This is a genomic window from Paraburkholderia phymatum STM815 (assembly GCF_000020045.1).
GTDB classification, from domain to species: Bacteria; Pseudomonadota; Gammaproteobacteria; order Burkholderiales; family Burkholderiaceae; genus Paraburkholderia; species Paraburkholderia phymatum.
Genome location: NC_010625.1, coordinates 568,114 through 585,355, shown reverse-complemented (window position 1 = coordinate 585,355; position 17,242 = coordinate 568,114). Strand labels below are relative to the sequence as shown.

At 62.5% G+C, this 17,242-nt stretch carries 15 protein-coding genes; 6 read left to right on the top strand and 9 right to left on the bottom strand.

Features of this window, described 5'->3' with window-relative positions:
* Positions 1–72 precede the first annotated feature (72 nt).
* The 6 genes from BPHY_RS30195 to BPHY_RS30170 all read left to right on the top strand — a co-directional run bounded on the left by BPHY_RS30195 (position 73) and on the right by BPHY_RS30170 (position 6,789).
* On the top strand, positions 73–999 hold the full coding sequence (locus tag BPHY_RS30195; protein ID WP_012405263.1) for a LysR family transcriptional regulator: 927 nt from the start codon (positions 73–75) through the stop codon (positions 997–999).
* Between the two features lie 200 nt (positions 1,000–1,199).
* Positions 1,200–2,348: an SRPBCC family protein gene (locus tag BPHY_RS30190; protein ID WP_012405262.1), complete on the top strand. Its 1,149-nt coding sequence runs from the start codon at positions 1,200–1,202 to the stop codon at positions 2,346–2,348.
* Positions 2,349–2,380: 32 nt separating this feature from the next.
* The gene (locus BPHY_RS30185; RefSeq protein WP_012405261.1) at positions 2,381–3,568 is read left to right on the top strand and encodes an ABC transporter ATP-binding protein; all 1,188 of its coding nucleotides are present in this window, start codon (positions 2,381–2,383) and stop codon (positions 3,566–3,568) included.
* Between the two features lies 1 nt (position 3,569).
* A complete protein-coding gene (locus BPHY_RS30180; protein ID WP_012405260.1) occupies positions 3,570–4,625 on the top strand; it encodes an ABC transporter substrate-binding protein in 1,056 nt (351 codons plus the stop codon).
* A 37-nt stretch (positions 4,626–4,662) separates the two neighbouring features.
* Positions 4,663–5,916: an ABC transporter permease gene (locus BPHY_RS30175; protein ID WP_041766037.1), complete on the top strand. Its 1,254-nt coding sequence runs from the start codon at positions 4,663–4,665 to the stop codon at positions 5,914–5,916.
* Between the two features lie 30 nt (positions 5,917–5,946).
* Positions 5,947–6,789 carry an ABC transporter permease gene (locus tag BPHY_RS30170; protein WP_012405258.1) on the top strand — a complete coding sequence of 281 codons (843 nt, stop codon included), beginning with the start codon at positions 5,947–5,949 and terminating at the stop codon, positions 6,787–6,789.
* A 162-nt stretch (positions 6,790–6,951) separates the two neighbouring features.
* On the opposite strand, the gene BPHY_RS30165 is transcribed toward BPHY_RS30170, so the two are convergent.
* From BPHY_RS30165 to BPHY_RS30125, 9 genes are all read right to left on the bottom strand, one after another.
* A complete protein-coding gene (locus BPHY_RS30165) occupies positions 6,952–8,274 on the bottom strand; it encodes an MFS transporter (protein WP_012405257.1) in 1,323 nt (440 codons plus the stop codon).
* Between the two features lie 11 nt (positions 8,275–8,285).
* The gene (locus BPHY_RS30160; protein ID WP_012405256.1) at positions 8,286–9,524 is read right to left on the bottom strand and encodes an MFS transporter; all 1,239 of its coding nucleotides are present in this window, start codon (positions 9,522–9,524) and stop codon (positions 8,286–8,288) included.
* Positions 9,521–10,801, bottom strand: coding sequence for an MFS transporter (locus BPHY_RS30155; RefSeq protein WP_012405255.1), 1,281 nt, complete (start codon positions 10,799–10,801; stop codon positions 9,521–9,523). The genes BPHY_RS30160 and BPHY_RS30155 overlap by 4 nt, the downstream gene beginning before the upstream one ends.
* Complete coding sequence (locus BPHY_RS30150) at positions 10,798–11,844, bottom strand: amidohydrolase family protein (protein WP_012405254.1); 1,047 nt, start codon at positions 11,842–11,844, stop codon at positions 10,798–10,800. The genes BPHY_RS30155 and BPHY_RS30150 overlap by 4 nt, the downstream gene beginning before the upstream one ends.
* A gap of 10 nt (positions 11,845–11,854) precedes the next feature.
* Positions 11,855–13,006 (bottom strand): porin, encoded by a 1,152-nt coding sequence (locus BPHY_RS30145; RefSeq protein ID WP_012405253.1) that lies wholly within the window; start codon positions 13,004–13,006, stop codon positions 11,855–11,857.
* 45 nt (positions 13,007–13,051) lie between these two features.
* Entirely contained in the window at positions 13,052–14,431 is a 1,380-nt protein-coding gene (locus BPHY_RS30140; RefSeq protein WP_012405252.1) for an MFS transporter, read from the bottom strand.
* Positions 14,432–14,501: 70 nt separating this feature from the next.
* A complete protein-coding gene (locus BPHY_RS30135; RefSeq protein WP_012405251.1) occupies positions 14,502–15,431 on the bottom strand; it encodes an SMP-30/gluconolactonase/LRE family protein in 930 nt (309 codons plus the stop codon).
* A gap of 22 nt (positions 15,432–15,453) precedes the next feature.
* Positions 15,454–16,401: an NAD(P)-dependent oxidoreductase gene (locus BPHY_RS30130; protein ID WP_012405250.1), complete on the bottom strand. Its 948-nt coding sequence runs from the start codon at positions 16,399–16,401 to the stop codon at positions 15,454–15,456.
* Positions 16,401–17,099 (bottom strand): RraA family protein, encoded by a 699-nt coding sequence (locus tag BPHY_RS30125; RefSeq protein WP_012405249.1) that lies wholly within the window; start codon positions 17,097–17,099, stop codon positions 16,401–16,403. Before BPHY_RS30125 ends, BPHY_RS30130 begins: the two co-directional genes overlap by 1 nt.
* Positions 17,100–17,242: the final 143 nt, after the last annotated feature.

Sequence of the window (17,242 nt, the reverse complement as noted above, 5' to 3'; positions counted from 1 at the left end):
ATTTACCTATGCAGACGTTTTTGACCGCCTCAAAATGGTGCTCGACGAACGCCCGAACATGGAGCATTGCCGATGGAAAACCACCCCCTGCGTTACTCGCTTCGCCAGTTGCGCTATTTCGTCGTCACTGCCGAAGCGCTGTCGTTCACGGCCGCCGCCAAACGGCTTCATATCTCGCAGCCGTCGATCTCCACGGCGCTGGCGGACCTCGAATCGTCGTTCGGCGTGCAGCTCTTTATCCGGCATCACGCGAGCGGCCTGTCGCTCACGCAAGCCGGACGCGATCTGTTGGGACAGGCGCGCAATCTTCTGAAGATCGCCGAAGAGTTGCAGATGACCGCCAAGGAAATGGACGGCGGCATGACGGGCTCGATCGCGCTCGGGTGCCTCGTGTCGCTCGCGCCGCCGCTGATGCCGAGGCTCATCAGCCGTTTCGCCAGCGAATACGCGGGCATTTCGTTCCGCACCGTCGAAGCGCATCAGGACGGTTTATTGCGAGGCCTGCACGACGGCTCGCTGGACATAGCCTTGACCTATAGCCTGGATCTCACCGAAGACATTGCCTTCACGCCGCTCCTGTCGCTGCCGCCATACGTGATCCTGCCGACGTCTCACCGCCTCGCCCGCGCGCGCAAGGTCTCGCTCGCCGACCTGCTGCACGAGCCTTACGTGATGCTGGATTTGCCGCATAGCCGTGAGTATTTCGCCGCGCTGTTCGATGCGGTCGGCAGCAGGCCGGTGCCGGCGTTCCGCTCGTCGCAGCCGGAGGTAGTGCGCGGCATGGTGGCGAACGGCCTCGGCTACAGCATCCTCAACTTTCCGTTGAAATCGAACCGCACCGTCGACGGCGAGGACTTCGTGGTCAAACGCTTCAAGGACACCGTCAACGCGACGACGCTCGGCATCGCGCAATCGCGAACGATGCGGCCGCGGCAAGTGGTCCACCGCTTCGCGTCGTTCTGCGAGACCTATATCCGCCGGCTCCATCTGGATACGTAAGGACGGTCTCGAACGTCGAACACGTGCAACGAAAGCGGCCGCCCGCAGCGCACGCGCTGCATAGCAAAAACCTTTGCTCTGCATCCGAAAACAATAGTTTGACTGGGAATTTGGCTTGATAGATTGATGTCCATGTCGAGCGCAATCTGACGCAATCCAGCGTGGACGCGCGTTCGCAAGCTCGAAACCTGGAGGGCGGCATGGCAAATCCGGCAAGGACGATCTCACTACAAGCGCTCATGGACGACCTGCAGACCGGTTGCGAACGGTCATTCAGCGAAGCGCGCTCGATGCCGCCGGGTGTGTATACGTCCGCTGAATTTCTTGCGATGGAAGAGCGGAATATCTTCGCGCACGAATGGCTGTGTGTCGGCCGCGCAAGTGCGTTGAGCGAGCCCGGCGACTATCTGACCGCGCGCATCGCCACGCAACCGATCGTCGTGCTGCGCGACGAGCAGAGGCAACTGAAGGCGATGTCCAACGTCTGCCTGCATCGCATGTCGGTGCTGCTGGAAGGACGCGGCAACGTGCGGCGGATCGTGTGTCCGTACCACGCATGGAATTATTCGCTCGACGGCGCGCTGAAAGGCGCACCGCTGATGGACCGGCAAGCGGACTTCTGCAAGGAGAGTTATCGTTTGCCCGCGGTGCGCTGCGAGGAATGGCAAGGCTGGATCTATGTGACGCTCGACGACAGCGCGCCGCCCGTTCATGCGCAGCTCGCTGAGTTGAACGAGCTGATCGGCGCATACGGGATGTCCGGCTACATCGAAACATTCTATGAAGAGCACGTGTGGGATACGAACTGGAAAATCCTCGCCGAGAACTTCATGGAGAGCTATCACCTGCCGATGCTCCATCGCGCGACGGTCGGCCCCCATTCGCGTCTCGAAGAGATGGAATGCCCGCCGGGCTTGCCTGCCTTCAACTATCACTGGATCACGAAGGAAGCGTCGTTGCCCATTGGCAATGCGCATCCCGACAACACAAGGCTCACGGGGCACTGGCGCAAGACCACTGCCTTACTCGCGATCTATCCCACGCATCTCGTGACGCTCACGCCGGGCTACTTCTGGTATCTCGTGTTGCAGCCTGAAGGCGTGGGGCGCGTGCACATTCGCTTCGGCGGCGGGCTGGCGCCGGAATTCATCGCCGATCCGCAAGCCCAGGCGCATATGGACACGCTGAAAAAGCTGCTCGATGACGTCAACGCGGAAGACCGGCGCGGCGTGGAGGCGGTATTTCGCGGCGTGCACGCACCGCTTGCGAAGCCGGGCCATCTGAGCCATCTCGAACGCCCCAACTACGACTTCGCGCGTTATCTCGCGGCGAAGCTCCGCACGCATTGATCACGACGCAACACCGACAGGACGCCAGCACGATGTCAAACCCTCCCTACATTTCGTTTTCGGGCGTGAGCAAATCGTATGACGGCGCGCACTTCGTCGTCGACGATCTGAACCTCGACGTACGCAAGGGCGAATTCCTGTCGCTGCTCGGGCCGTCGGGTTCAGGCAAGACGACCACGCTCATGATGCTCGCAGGCTTCGAGGGGCCGACGCAAGGCGAGATTCGACTCGACGGACGCCGGCTCGACGACAAGCCGCCGCATCTGCGCGACATCGGCATGGTGTTCCAGAACTATGCCCTCTTCCCGCATATGACGATTGCGGAGAACGTCGCATTTCCGCTTTCGGTGCGTCATGTGAGCCGCGCCGAACAGAAATCGCGCGTGCAACGCGCACTCGATATGATCGAGTTGCCTCATCTCGCGAATCGCCGTCCCGCACAACTTTCCGGCGGACAGCAGCAGCGGGTTGCGCTCGCGCGAGCGCTCGTCTTCGAGCCGAGCGTCGTGCTGATGGATGAGCCGCTCGGCGCACTCGACAAACGCCTGCGCGAAACGATGCAATACGAAATCATGCGGCTGCATCGCGAACTCTCGCTGACGATCGTCTACGTGACGCACGATCAGGCGGAAGCGCTGACCATGTCAGACCGTGTCGCGGTGTTCTCCGATGGCCGCATCCAGCAGGCGGCGACACCGAGCGAGCTATATGAGAATGCGCAGAACGCGTTCGTCGCGAACTTCGTCGGCGAGAACAATGGGCTGACGGGGCGCGTCGTCGACGTGAGCGACGATCGCGCCACCCTCGCGCTTGCGGACGGCAGCATCATTCGCGGCCGTTGCGAAAGCGGTCTGCGCGAAGGCGATGAAGCGATGCTCGCGTTGCGCCCCGAACGCGCGCATATTCCCAGCGCCGAAGGCACGCACGCCGACGGTCACAGCAACGTGGTGCGCGCCCGTGTCGAAGAGCTGGTGTATTGCGGCGATCATCATCGCGTCCATCTGAAGCTCGGCTCGCGCGACGCCATCGTGGTGAAGGTTCCCAATACGCAGCGCCACGCGCTGCCCTCTCCTGGCGATACGGTCGAAGTCGCGTGGCGCCACGACGATTGCAAGATTCTCGCAATGACAGCCAGCGCGCTGCGCAGCGCGCCCGCGAACTATTCCTCGACGTATCCCATACCTTCCATCATGACGACCGCACCCGCAGGAGCCAACTGACATGCGCACTCCCATCAACGCACAACGTGCCGCACTTGCCGCACTTTCCGTGTTCGCTTTCGCCGCTGCTCATGCGAGCGCAGCGGAAACGCTATCCGTCGTGACGTTCGGCGGCGCCTACGAGGCGGCGGCGAAAAAAGCCTATTTCGAGCCGTTCACGCAAGCGACAGGCGTAGGCTTCTCGACGGAATCCTACGACGGCGGCCTCGCAAAACTCTCCGCGATGGAGCAGGCGAAGAACACGACATGGGACCTGATCGACCTTGAAACGAACGATGCGATTACCGCCTGCGACGAAGGTCTGTTGAAGAAGTTCGACAAGACAACGCTGGGCAAGACCAGCGATTTCATTCCCGGCTCGATCAGCGATTGCGCGGTGGCGAGCATGGTCTGGTCCACCGTCTTCGCTTACGATGCGAGCAAGCTGAAGACCGCGCCGACCTCCGTCAACGACTTCTTCGACCTGCAGAAATTCCCGGGCAAGCGTGGTCTGCGCAAGTCGCCGAAGGTATCGATGGAATGGGCGCTGATTGCAGACGGCGTCGATCCGAACGACGTGTACAAGGTGCTTGCCACACCGGCTGGCGTCGATCGCGCGTTCAGGAAGCTCGATACGATCAAGAAGAACATCGTCTGGTGGGAATCGGGCGCGCAGGCGCCGCAACTGCTGGCAGACGGCGCGGTGGTAATGACGCAGGCTTACAACGGCCGCATCGACGATGCCGCGAAGAAGGACAACAAGCCGTTCAAGGCGGTGTGGGATGCACAGGTCTATGACTTCGACTGGTGGGGCATTCCAACGGGCGCGAGACATTCGGATACGGCGGCGAAGTTCATCGTCTCCGCTTCGCAGCCGAAGGCTTATGCCGATCTGTCGAAGTACATCGCCTATGCACCGCCGCGCAAGGATGCCATCGCGCTTGTCGACAAACAGCGTCTGACCGATCTTCCAACTGCGCCGCAGAATTTCAAGCGCGCGTTGCAGATCAACGCGAGCTTCTGGGCCGACAACGCGGACCAGATCAACAAGCGTTTCCAGACATGGCTGACCCAGTAACTTTCCTGTTGAACGAGAGACCGACGTGACCACCAGCCTGCCCGTATCGGCCCAGACCGCGGCGCCCGGCTCTCCATCGAGAGCCGGCGGCCACGCGTCGTTCCAGAAGGCGCGACGCCGCGCATCGACCCAGGCGCTGCTGCTTGCGCTGCCGTTGATCCTGTTCCTGCTGTCGACGTTCATCGCGCCGATTGCATTGCTGCTCGCGCGCAGTGTGCAGAATCGCGAAATGCCCGACAGCATGCCCGCGCTCACGCGCGCGCTCGATGCCTGGGACGGACGCGGCACACCTGACGAGCACATGTTCGCACTGCTCGCTTCGGGCCTGAAAGAGGCGCAGGAGACCGGGCAGCTCGGCACGGTCGCACGCCGTCTCAACTTCGCCCAGCCTGAATTCCGCAGCCTGTTGATGCGCAGCGCGCGCCACCTGCCTGCCAGGCCGCAGCCCGCATGGAAGCCCGCTTTGGTCGAACTCGACGAACGCTGGAATTCGCCGGAAACCTGGCGCGTCATGAAGCGCGCCGCCGCCTCGCCCACGCCGGACTATCTGCTCGCCGCCGTCGATGCGCAGATCACGCCGCAAGGCTCGGTGGGCTTCGTGCCGGACAATGCGTCCGTTTATCGGCAAGCATTCCTGCGCACCATGTCGATCAGCGCAACGGTCACATTCCTGTGTCTGCTGCTGGGCTATCCCGTCGCGTGGATGCTCGCCAATCTGCCCGCAAAAAGCAGCAACCGCTTGATGCTGCTCGTCATCGTGCCGTTCTGGACTTCGCTGCTGGTGCGCACGACCGCGTGGTATGTGCTGTTGCAACCTGGCGGTGTCATCAACAGCTTGCTGACGGGATTGGGCCTCACGACACATCCTGTGCCGCTGATCTTCAATCGCGCGGGCGTGTTGATCGGCATGACGCACGTGCTGCTGCCATACATGATTCTCGCCATCTATTCGGTGATGAAGAGCGTGTCGCCTGTCTATGTGCGCGCCGCGCAATCGCTTGGCGCCCATCCGTTTACTGCGTTCGTGCGCGTGTACGTGCCGCAAACGCTGCCCGGCGTGGGCGCAGGCTGTTTTCTGGTGTTCGTGCTCGCACTCGGTTACTACATCACGCCCGCGTTGCTCGGCGGCGCCGGCGACGAGATGATCAGTCAGCTCATCGCAATGCAGACGAATACGCAACTCAATTGGGGCCTCGCGGGTGCGCTCTCGGCGTATCTCGTGATCTTCACCGCGATCTTCTATTTCATTTTCAACCGCATCGTCGGCATCGACCGTTTGCGCTTCGGTTGAACCGCTCATTTACGACGAAGAGAAACCGCCATGCAGGAACAACGGAAAACAGTGCTGACGGAACGCGTCGCGTCGCGCTGGGTCCGCGCGCACACCGCGCTTGTATTGTTCTTTCTGATCGCGCCGATTCTCGCGATCATCCCGCTCTCGTTCAATTCGGGTTCGTACTTCTCCTATCCGCTGCAGGGCATTTCGCTGCGCTGGTACGAGCAGGCGCTGACCAGCGCGGACTGGCAGCGTGCGCTATTGAACAGCATCGGCATCGGCGCTGCATCGACGCTGATCGCGACCTGCCTCGGCACGCTTGCGGCATTGGGCCTGAGCCGGTCGCAGTTTCCACTCCGTTCGCTGATCATGCCCATCATCATTTCGCCGATGATCGTGCCGATCGTGGTCGTCGCAGCGGGCTTCTATTTGATTTTCGCACCGCTCGGCCTCGTGAACTCGTATCCCGGCGTCGTGCTGGCGCACGCGGCGCTCGGCACGCCGTTTGTCGTCATCACCGTGACAGCGTCGCTGCTGTCGTTCGATCAAAGCCTTCTGCGGGCCGCGTCGGGACTCGGCGCCAAACCGTGGATCGCGTTCAGACGCGTGACGTTGCCACTCATCGCGCCTGCTGTCGCGACGGGCAGCGTCTTTGCGTTCGCGACTTCGTTCGACGAGGTGATCGTCATCCTGTTCATCGGCGGCCCGGATCAGACTACCGTGCCAAGGCAGATGTGGCGCGGTATCCGCGACTCCATCGATCCTTCGATTCTGGCGGTAGCAACCATCCTGATCGTATTCGCGGTCCTGCTGTTTGCGAGCATCAACTGGCTGCGAAGCCGGGCTGCCGACGCGAGCGAAATGCGTATTTCAGGCTCTCAATGCTAGCCTGCGCCGTGCTGTCGGAACCTCGAAGCCGGTTCGCATGACCAGTCCGAGCGACACGCTTCTCTGCTAGCCGGGGTTCTGGCGGAGCCGGCGCCAGGCGAAACGTGCGCTTGACGGTTAGTTGCTCATTGCGTTGACGAACGTTGCCGGTGTCGTAGATGCTCAAATCGTCTCTGTCTTGCCGGTGAGATTGCTCGCCCGCCCCTTACGGGTGAGCATTAGCAGCGTCGCGACGCTCGCCAGCGTGAGAATGGCAAGCGGCATCAATGCCAGCGCATAGCTTCCCGTCGCTTCTTTCACCCATCCGTAGACATTCACCATGAGGCCGCCGCCAAGCAGATTCGCGATTGCATTCACCGTCGCGAGACCTGCCGCCACGGCGCTGTTGGACAGCATGTCGGTGGCGAGCGCCCAGAACGGGCCCTTGAACGAATACGCGCCGACCAGCACTGCGCAAAGCATGCAGATCGTCGGCAGCAACGAACCGCTTAGCGACGTCGCGAACAGGCCCACGCCGATCAGCAGCATGGGCACGACGGTGTGCCAGCGACGCTCGCCAAGGCGGTCGGAGCGCCGCCCCCAGTACACCATCAGGACGGAGGCGACCGCATACGGAACGGAGTTGAGCAGCCCCGTCTGCATGACAGACAAGCCAAACGACTTCAGCAGTTGCGGCTGCCATACAGACAGCGTGCTGCCCGCCGCGGATGCGCACGTGTCCACGAGCGCGAGACACAGCACATAGCGGTTGCGGAACAGTTGCGTGAGCGGCAGCGACGGTATCTTTTTCGGCGCCTTATGGGCGGTGGCGAGCTCATCGACGAGCCACGTCCGCTCTTCGTCGTCGAGCCACTTGGCGTTTTCAGGCTTGTTCGTCAGCATGAACAGACATGCTATGCCGAGCAGCACGGTCGGAATGCCTTCAAGGATAAACAGCCAATGCCAGCCGCGCAGCCCCCAGAAACCGTCCATCTGCAGGAGCAGTGCCGAGATCGGCGAGCCGATGAAACTCGCGGCCGGAATCGCGACCATGAACGTCGCGACAATACGCGCGCGATACGACGCCGGAATCCAGTACGACAGATAAAGCAGCACGCCCGGAAAGAAGCCCGCCTCCGCCGCTCCCAGCAGGAAACGAAGCACGTAGAACATCGTCGCGTTCTGCACGAGCGCCGTCGCCGCCGACACGATGCCCCACGTAATCATGATGCGGGCAATCCATATCCGCGCGCCGTACTTTTGCAGCGCGAGATTGCTCGGCACTTCGCAAAAGAAGTATGAGATGAAGAACAGGCTGCTTCCGAAGCCGAACACCTTCGCCGACATGCCGAGGTCGTGATTCATCTGCAGCGACGCCATTCCTACGTTGCCCCGATCTATAAAGGCAAGCAGATAGCAGACCATCAGGAAGGGAATGAGCCGCCAGACGACCTTTCGTAGGGTCCGGCGCTCGATCGCGGACTTTTCCATGATGCCAGTTTGCATTGTGTCTCCGTTTATTGTGCGCCTGAGCGCGAATCCGTGAATCGTTGCCATGCGATGACGGCAACGACACCGCAGGCAAGCACGACTGCCATGACCGCGAACGTGTGCCGCACGCCGAGTGCTTCCGAAGCGGTCCCGACCAGCAGGTAGCCGAATGGCATCGTGCCGTTGTAGGCCATGCCGTACATGCCGACGAGTCCGCCGCGCACGTGCTCCGGACACTGGCGCTGGATGGTTGCGTTCGTCGAGGTGGCCGCGAATGTGAGGCTGAAGCCGAGCGCGTAGAACGCGGGGATCGATCCTGCCGCATCGGTCGTCGCCGCCAGCACCGCGAGCGCGGCGACGGCGGTCCACGGCGCCCACGCGATGAACCGGCGCGACGCCTGCGGCCCGAACGCGGAAGACAACAGCACCGCGGCACTCAGCGAGCCGGCGCCGGCACATGCGAAGAACACACCCGTAAAGCGCGCCGCGTCATGAAAGCCCTTGTCCGCAAGCAGCGGCACGAGCGTCTGGTAGCTGCCCGCGAACAAACCGATGCACGCGAGAATTGGCAGATAGCGCGCGGAGAACGCATCGGACAACACGTAACCGACCGCGTCGCGCAGGCCGCTCTCCGCGCGCGCAGGCCGCGCCGTCGATGCGATTTTGATCGAGCGCACACACGTCGCCATGAAACACAGGGCCAACGCGTAAATCGCAAACGACGTTCTTGGCCCGAGCGTCGGATAGACGAATCCCGCAATCGTCGGGCCGATCATGCGGCCGACGTTATAGACCATCGTGTTCATCGCGACGGCGTTGGACGTATGCGTGGAGTCCTGCAGGCTCGTCAGCAGCAGGACCTGGCGTGCGGGCGTCTCCACTGCGCTCGATACGCCGATAGCCAGCGCATGTGCGAGGATCAGCTTTACGCCGAGCACGCCGAGTATCGACAGCGTGAAGAGACTACCCGTCAGCAATAGCGACGTCATCAGCACGCACAGCGTCGCGCGTTTCGCATTGGCCGAACTGATGCGCGAGCCCGCCACGGGCGCGACGATCAGCTGCGGCCCGTACAGCAGGAAATTAAGCAGCGCGAGAATCGCAGCCGATTCCGACAGGTGATAAACGAGCAGATTCAGCGTGACGTTCTGCGTCCAGCTGCCGAGCACGGACGCAACCTGCCCGCTCAGATAGCGCCGCAGCGAAGCCTCCGAGAGCGCCGGGAACAGCCTGCCGACCAGTCCGGCTTGCGTTGCCACACTCATGACAGCGCCTTGCCGCGGGTTTCGGGTGCGAAGAACACGACGACGGCGGCGGCGACGAATGCGACGATCGTCGTTGCGAGTCCCAGCACAAATCCGCCCGAGGTCGACGCGAGCGCACCGATGATCAACGGTGCGATGAAGCCGCCGAGTCGCCCGCCGTTGTACGCGAGCCCCATGTAGAACCCGCGCGATGCGGTGTTGCCGATAATCTCCGCGAGGAATGGCCCTGCGCCGGCGAAGATGCCGTTCACGCTGAAGCCTGTCAAAAAGATCGCCGCCATCAGCAGCAGCGGATTCGACGAGAGGATGTACACACCCACCGCAGCTGCGCCGACCAGCAGATAGGCAAGGAACATCGGACGCCGCCCGAGCCGGTCGACGAAAGCCGAGAACAGCAGAAACCCCGTAATCGCGCCGAACTGCAGCGAGAGCACGAACTTCAGGCTATGCACGAAGTCCAGATGCTTCACTGTGACGAGGAAGGTAGGTGTCCATGTGAAGACGCCCCAGTACAGGTACTGCAGGAAGAAGATGAAGCCGAACGCCGTCAGCAAGCCGCGAACGTTGAGCTTGTCGGCGCTCGCCGGGTCGTGCTTCTGAAGCGTCGCTTTTGCGTGCTTGCGTTCCAGCCAGATCGGCGATTCAGGCGTCTTGCGCGCAATCCAGAAAAGAATAAAGAAAGGCGATGCGCCAATCAGAAAAAGCAGGCGCCAGCCGTGCCCCGCAAGCCCGTCGTTCGCGCCGCTGACGATGCCGCAGATCGTGATGGCGAGAATCGCGCCGATCGGCAAGCCCATTTGCATCAGCGCGCCGCCCTTGCCACGCCGGCTCGCGTGCCATGTCTCGGCGATGAGCGCGGCGCCCGCCGTCCACGTGCCGCCCATGCCCAACGCGCCGAAGAAGCGCAACGTCGCGAACCAATGCTCATTCGGCGCGAACGCGATCAAGCCCGAGAACAGCGAGTAAATGCCGACGCAGAGCAACGCGGTACGCACGCGCCCTAGCCGGTCCGAGACATAACCGAACAGGATGCCGCCCACAATCTGACCGGCCGCGGTGATGCTCGTGAACAGTCCGAGTTGCGCCTTGCTCAGGCCGAACTGAAGCGCGAGCGTCGGCAGCAGAAGCGAAAGCAGGAACGAGTCGTAGCTCTCGAACATCCAGCCGAGGCCTGCGAGCGAGAGCGAGCGCCACTCGACGCCCGTGATGCTCCTGAATCCTTTGGCACGGGAAGCATCCTCGAATTCGGATGTCGCAACAGTTACGCCCGTCTTCATGTGTTGTCTCCTGGAATCGCGAGGCGATAAGTCGAAGCCGCGGTCCCGCTGAACAGCGCGGCTTTTTCGTCGGCGGACATCGGGGATGCAAGTCTCTTGAAGGCGTTCCACAGCACGCGGTAGTTGAACATCCCCTTGTCGACAGGGAAGTTGCTTTCGAACATGCAGCGCTCTGCGCCGAAGAGTTCGACGCAGGTTTCGAAATACGGCCGCCACGCGTCGGCGAGTTGCGTGGACGACGGCGGAAGCGCGCGCGTGGCGAAATCGAAACCGAACACACTCATGCCCGCGCCGCCGAGCTTCATGCGTGTATTCGGTAGCGTTGCGAGACGCGCGAGCTTTCGGGCCCACTCAGCATGAACTTCTGCACGCTGACCGGCATGCGGTCCCACGCCCAATGGACCGCCGAAATGGTCGATGACGACGGTGACGTCCCCGGCCGCACGTGCAAGTGCATACAGTTCGTCGAGTTGCGTGTGGTACACCCACGCGTCGAGCGCCAGGCCAAACCGGCCGAGCGTCCTGACACCCTGCCGGAACGCCGGATTCGTCATCAGTTCGCGCGGCGGCGTCACGGGGCTCGAACTCACCTCGGGACTTGCATGCCACGCGAGCGGATTGCGGATGCCACGCAGACGCCCGCCAGACACCTGCTGCATCGTTTCGAGCACGCTATCGAGTTCCGCGCCCAACGTCAGATCCGCGCCGCCGACGATCGCGTCGCAGCAGCGCGCAGGTCCATACGCTCCGCTTGCAAACATCGCGGCGATGCCATTGGCGAACTCCACTTCGCCAACGGGCTTCATCGCATCGGGACCGTGCTCACGCAACATGGAACGGCACTGCACGTAGACCGTCGACACGATCCGATGCCCGCTTTTCACATCGCTGCCGAATTCATCCGCGAGATAGCGTCCCGTCTGCCGGTCCCACAGGTGATGATGCGCATCGACGATGACGAGCGCCGGTTCGAGCACGGGCTCGTCGCGCAACGAGAGCCACTCGGGCCGAACGGGCAGATGAGGCGCGTGAACGATCTGCATGACACACGCCTTAGAACTTCTGGCGCATGCCGATGACCACGCCCGTCTGGTTGTAGCCTGGCGCGACCGTGCCGTAGCCGTTTACGCCGAGCGCCGAGCCGTCCTTGTTGTGCGCGAAGCCCGCAGTTGCGTAGACGTCGGTACGTTTCGACAGCAGGTAGTCCGCGCTCAGCACGGCGAGCCACGGATCGGCGCCCGTCGAATGCACGTCCTGGTAATACGCTGTCGCCGTGAGCACGAATGCAGGCGTGACCGAGTACTGCGCGCCTGCCCAGTACAGATTGGCCGCGCTCGCATCGGAGCCGTTCGCGACGCGGATCGGATTCGCAGGCAGGAATGCATTCGAGGCGCGCAGATAGCGATAACCTGCGAAGCCCTTCACCGATCCGATCACATATGACGCCGCAGCGGTGGCACGGCGCTCGCTGCCGGTGTTGGTCGCGACCGTGTTGCTGTTACGCTGCTCGTACGAGACGCTCGCTGCGAGCGGACCCTGCGCGAAGGTCAATGCGCCGCTGAAGAAGCGTCCCGTGATTTCCGCACCCGGCACTTCTGCACCGTAGCCCGTGTCGTAGCGCGTGCTGTACATTGCCTGCGCCGTCACCGGACCGAACACGCCCGTGTATTTCGCCGAATTGTCGATGCGCGCGGCCATCGCGTAATCGAGCGACAGCACCGAGTACCGTGACGAAGCACCCATTGGGTCAAAAGCGACGGCCTGTTCGTAGAGCAGCGAATTCTGGCGGCCGAAGGTCAACTGCTGACCTTTGTACGAGAGACCGACCCACGCCTGGCGGCCGAAAAGTCGCGATGTCGTGGCGGCATTGGCGCCCAGACCTCTCGTCGATTGCGCGGTCGTGCCGTCATTGATGTTGAAGCCGTTTTCCAGCTGGAAAATGGCCTTCATTCCGCCTCCGAGGTCTTCGACGCCCTTCAGCCCCCAGCGCGAACCCGAGAGGTTGCCCGACACTTCGCGCGTCTGTGCGCCGCCAGCACTCGTGTTGTTGATGTGTTCGATGCCAACGTCCGCAATGCCGTACAGCGTGACGCTGCTTTGCGCATGCGCGGCGCCGCAGGACAGGCTCACGCCCGCGGCCGCAACGGCCCCAAGCATGAAGCGCGATTTCGAGTTGGCATTCTGGCTGGCTTTGTTAAACGACATGGAGTCTCCAAACAGTGTTTATGAATTGGTTTGAGGCAGGAGAGATCACGCCTTGTGAGCGGAAGGTGCTTCACCCGCGTCGGCGCCAGGATCGCCGAGCCACGCGATAGTCAGCGCGCCGAGCAGCAACACACCCGACACGGCAAGCAGCGGCAAGGTGAAGCCGCCGGAAATCTGTTTGAGTGCGCCGATCATCGACGGGCCGACGAAGCCGCCGAGGTTACCGACAGAGACGATCAGCGCGAGACCGCCCGCGGCTGCGCGCCCAGTAAGAAAACCGGACGGAATGGCCCAGTAGGTCGCCTGAAACGCGAGGATGCCGCTCACCGTGAAGCACAGCGCGATCAGCTTGAGCACGGGTGTATCGACGAACGTGCTCGCACACAGTGCGACCGACGCGACGACCAGCGCGCCCGCGACGTACGGGATGCGGTTCTGTGAGCGATTGGCGACGCGGGCCCACCACAGCATCACCACAGCGCCGATCGCGTACGGAATCGCCGTCAGCCATCCGACCACCGAATGCTCGACGCCGAACTGCTTGATGATTTGCGGCATCCAGAGACCGACGCCGAGCGAGCCGACGATGCCGCAGAAGTTGATGAACGCGAGCACGAACACACGCCAGTTGGTCATCGCATCGCGCAGCTTGCTGCCATGCTTTGCACCGATGTCATCCTGTTCGAGCGCGAGGCGCCGAGCGAGCGACGACTTTTCTTCGTCGCTGAGCCATTTCGCTTTTTCCGGGCGATCAGCAAGCAGGAACAGACAGGCGACGCCGAGAATCACGGCCGGCACGCCTTCGATGAGCAGAAGCCACTGCCAGCTGCGCAAGCCATGCAGACCGCCGAGTTCGAGCAAAGCGCCGGAGATCGGCGACCCGACCATGTTCGCGACGGGAATGCCGACGAGGAACGCCGCCGTGACCTTCGCGCGCCACTTGCCGGGGAACCAGTGGGTGAAATAGAGGTAGATGCCGGGCGTAAAGCCTGCCTCGGCAAGCCCAAGCAGAAAGCGTGCAGCCGCAAAGCTCTTCGGGCCGACGACGAACGCGGTCGCCATCGAAAACACGCCCCACGTAATCATGATCCGCGCGATCCACACGCGCGCGCCGACCTTCTGCATGATCAGATTGCTCGGGATCTCGAACAGGAAATATCCGACGAAGAACAAGCCTGCGCCGAAGCCGAACTGCTCGGATGTCAGGCCGAGGTCCTTGTTCATCGTCAGGGCGGCGAAGCCGACGTTGGTCCGGTCGAGATAGCTGATGACGTAGCAGATGAAAATGAACGGCAGAATTCGCCGGAACGCCTTTGCGAGCGTGCGCTCGCTGGCCGCATAGTCATCGCTTGCGATGCCCTGAACGGGTTGTGCGTCGGCGTGCCGTGCGGCGCCCTCGGCGCGCAGGGTTTGTGAAATGCTCATGCTTGCCTCCTCCAACGCGCGACTGTCGGCGCGATGTGTTGATGGTTGCGGGCACTGCGCCCGCCGCGCCTCAGACGCCCTGCTGCGCCCGCTTTGGAAGCGGCCCGGCAATGGTCATCTGGGCTTTCAGGACCGTTCCCGAGACGGATTCGGTCATGAACAGCGTCTTCATGTCGCGACCGCCGAAGCAGAGATTCGTAAGCGACGCGCCTTCAGGGCTTGTCAGAATTTCGACTGGCTCGGCGCGATGATTCAGCACCCATGCCCGACCGAGCCCCGGGTTGGCGACGAAGAGCCGACCTTCGGAATCGATGGTCAGGCCGTCCGGACCGCTCGGACCATAGGACGTAAAGAACTGCCCGACCTTGCTGACCGAGCCGTCCGCCTGCAGCGGCACACGCCACACACAGTTGCCGCGCGTCATGCCGACGAACAGCACTTTTTCGTCGAGCGACAGCACGAGGCCGTTAGGGCTCGGGCAATTGCCGAGCAGCATGTCGAGCTTGCCGTCGGGTGACAGGCGATAGACGCGGCCCGTCGCATCGTGCAGGCCCGACTGCCCCTGATCCGTGAAGTACAGGTTGCCGCGCGAATCGAACGTGAGGTCGTTCACGCCTCTGAAGCGCTCGCTATTGCGGCGCTCGAGAAACGGGCGCACTTCTCCTCGCGCAATGTCGAGCAGCATCAGGCCGTTGCGGTAGTCGGTGATGAGCAGGTGCGTATCGTCGAAACGCTTCATCCCGTTCGGCTCGCCGTCGTATTGCACAACGAGCTCCCACTCGCCCGAAGCCGATATTCGGAACACGCGACCGTGCGGAATATCGGTGACGAACAGATAACCGTCCGGGTCCCAGACAGGACCTTCGAGGAACGAATCCGTGGCGAGACCGCCGCGATTGGCCCGCGCCCAATCGGTCTGGACGTCTGGCTTGCGGAATTTGTCCGGCATGCGCGTGAAAACTTCGGCTGTGCGCACTTCTGGCGAGATGAGATAGAACATGGGGGACCTTCTCTTGCGGACTTCAGGCTGCGTTGTGGGCGTGTTGTTCGATGACCGCGAGCACATTGGCGGCAGCACCCTTGCCCATGTTCACGTACGCGGCGTCAGTCACGCCGCCGATATGCGGCGACAGGATCACGTTCGGAATCTGCCGGAATGGATGCGGCGTGGTCATCGGCTCGACGTCGAAGCTGTCGAGACCGGCCGAACGCAACTGACCGCTTGCGAGCGCCTCGGCGAGCGCCGCTTCGTCGATCAGTCCGCCGCGCGCCGTATTGACGAGAATCGCTCCGCGCCTGAAACGCGCGAGCGTGTCGCGATTCAGCATCTGGCGGTTCTCAGCCGTCAAAGGACAATGCAGCGACACCACGTCCGACGTTGCGTACAGTTCGTCGAGCGACACCAGCTGTGTGCCAGCAGGCGCTTCTTTCGCGTACGGATCGAACGCAATGACGCGCATGCCGAAAGCGATGCCGATCGCCGCGACGCGCCGGCCGATTGCGCCCAGGCCGACCAGGCCGAGCGTGCGCCCGTCCAGCTCGACCGACTTGTGCGTGGACTTATCCCAGTGAGCGTCGCGCATCCGCATGTCGAGCTGCGGGACGGATTTGGCGCACGCGAGAATCAGTGCCCATGCGTGCTCTGCTACGGCAGCGGCATTGGCGCCAACCGCTGCGCGCACCGCGATGCCCCGTGCCGCGGCCGCTTCCTGATCGATTACGTCGATCCCGCTGCCGTGCTTCGAGATCACCTGCAGGTTTTCGGCGGCATCCATGATGCGGGCGTTGACCTTGCCATACCGGACGATGATGGCAACCGGCTTGTGTGCGGCACAGAGCGCGACGATGTCGTCTTCCGTCGGCTGCTTGCCCGCGAACACGACCTCGAACGGCGTCAGCATGTCGAGCGCTTGTGGCGCGAGGTCGGCGGCCGTCACGATGACGACGGGCTTGCGCGAAACGGTCTGCATCACAGCGCCTCGCCTTCGCCGAGCATGCCTGCTGCACGCAATTCTTTCTCGACCCAGCCCGGACGCACATCGCCCTTATGAATCGCGGCAATGCGCGCCGATTCCATGTCGAGCTTCTTCTGCGCGAGATCGACGATGCGCGCGACATCCTTGCGCGGAATGACGACGACACCATCCGCATCGCCGACCACGAGGTCGCCGGGATTGACAGCCGTGCCGCCGATCGAGATCGGCGCATTCACGAGTCCCGCGACGCTCTTGGTCGGGCCGCACGGGTTGAGGCCGGCCGAGAAGATCGGGTAGTCGCCGTTGGCGAGTTCATGTGCGTCGCGTACCGCGCCATCGATGATGATGCCGGCAATGCCGCTCGCCTTGGCCTGCGTCGCCATGATCTCGCCGAGCAGTGCGCACGAGAGATCCCCCTTGCCGTCGACGACGATCACATCGCCGGGCTTCGCAATGGCGAGCGCCGCGTGGATGGCGAGGTTGTCGCCCGGACGCACCTCGACCGTGACGGCAGGACCAGCAACTTTCATCTTCGGCGACAGAGGCTGAACGCGGCCGTGCACCGTGCCGCGACGGCCTGCGACGTCGGCGAGGATGGCGGCCTGATAGCGGGCGGCTGCCTCGACCAGTTCCGGCGACACGCGTTCGATGTTGCGATTGATGGAGGAAGTCCCAGCGGATGTCGTGCTCATGAAAATCACCTCAAGTTTCGATCGTTGTACCGTGTACAACCTTGGTGTACGTGGTGAAATCACTATAGCCAGGCCATGCACGTGAGGACACTAGCGTTTACCCTTTTACGGTATAAACCATCGTTTTACTGTGTACAATACTA

Bases quoted from the DNA above. Each gene is read 5' to 3' on its own strand.
- BPHY_RS30195 (WP_012405263.1), top strand. From the start codon at position 73: ATGGAAAACCACCCCCTGCGTTACTCGCTTCGCCAGTTGCGCTATTTC.
- BPHY_RS30180 (WP_012405260.1), top strand. From the start codon at position 3,570: ATGCGCACTCCCATCAACGCACAACGTGCCGCACTTGCCGCACTTTCC.
- BPHY_RS30140 (WP_012405252.1), bottom strand. From the start codon at position 14,431: ATGAGCATTTCACAAACCCTGCGCGCCGAGGGCGCCGCACGGCACGCC.
- BPHY_RS30125 (WP_012405249.1), bottom strand. From the start codon at position 17,099: ATGAGCACGACATCCGCTGGGACTTCCTCCATCAATCGCAACATCGAA.
- BPHY_RS30170 (WP_012405258.1), top strand. From the start codon at position 5,947: ATGCAGGAACAACGGAAAACAGTGCTGACGGAACGCGTCGCGTCGCGC.
- BPHY_RS30150 (WP_012405254.1), bottom strand. From the start codon at position 11,844: ATGCAGATCGTTCACGCGCCTCATCTGCCCGTTCGGCCCGAGTGGCTC.
- BPHY_RS30135 (WP_012405251.1), bottom strand. From the start codon at position 15,431: ATGTTCTATCTCATCTCGCCAGAAGTGCGCACAGCCGAAGTTTTCACG.
- BPHY_RS30185 (WP_012405261.1), top strand. From the start codon at position 2,381: ATGTCAAACCCTCCCTACATTTCGTTTTCGGGCGTGAGCAAATCGTAT.
- BPHY_RS30130 (WP_012405250.1), bottom strand. From the start codon at position 16,401: ATGCAGACCGTTTCGCGCAAGCCCGTCGTCATCGTGACGGCCGCCGAC.
- BPHY_RS30145 (WP_012405253.1), bottom strand. From the start codon at position 13,006: ATGTCGTTTAACAAAGCCAGCCAGAATGCCAACTCGAAATCGCGCTTC.
- BPHY_RS30165 (WP_012405257.1), bottom strand. From the start codon at position 8,274: ATGCAAACTGGCATCATGGAAAAGTCCGCGATCGAGCGCCGGACCCTA.
- BPHY_RS30160 (WP_012405256.1), bottom strand. From the start codon at position 9,524: ATGAGTGTGGCAACGCAAGCCGGACTGGTCGGCAGGCTGTTCCCGGCG.
- BPHY_RS30190 (WP_012405262.1), top strand. From the start codon at position 1,200: ATGGCAAATCCGGCAAGGACGATCTCACTACAAGCGCTCATGGACGAC.
- BPHY_RS30155 (WP_012405255.1), bottom strand. From the start codon at position 10,801: ATGAAGACGGGCGTAACTGTTGCGACATCCGAATTCGAGGATGCTTCC.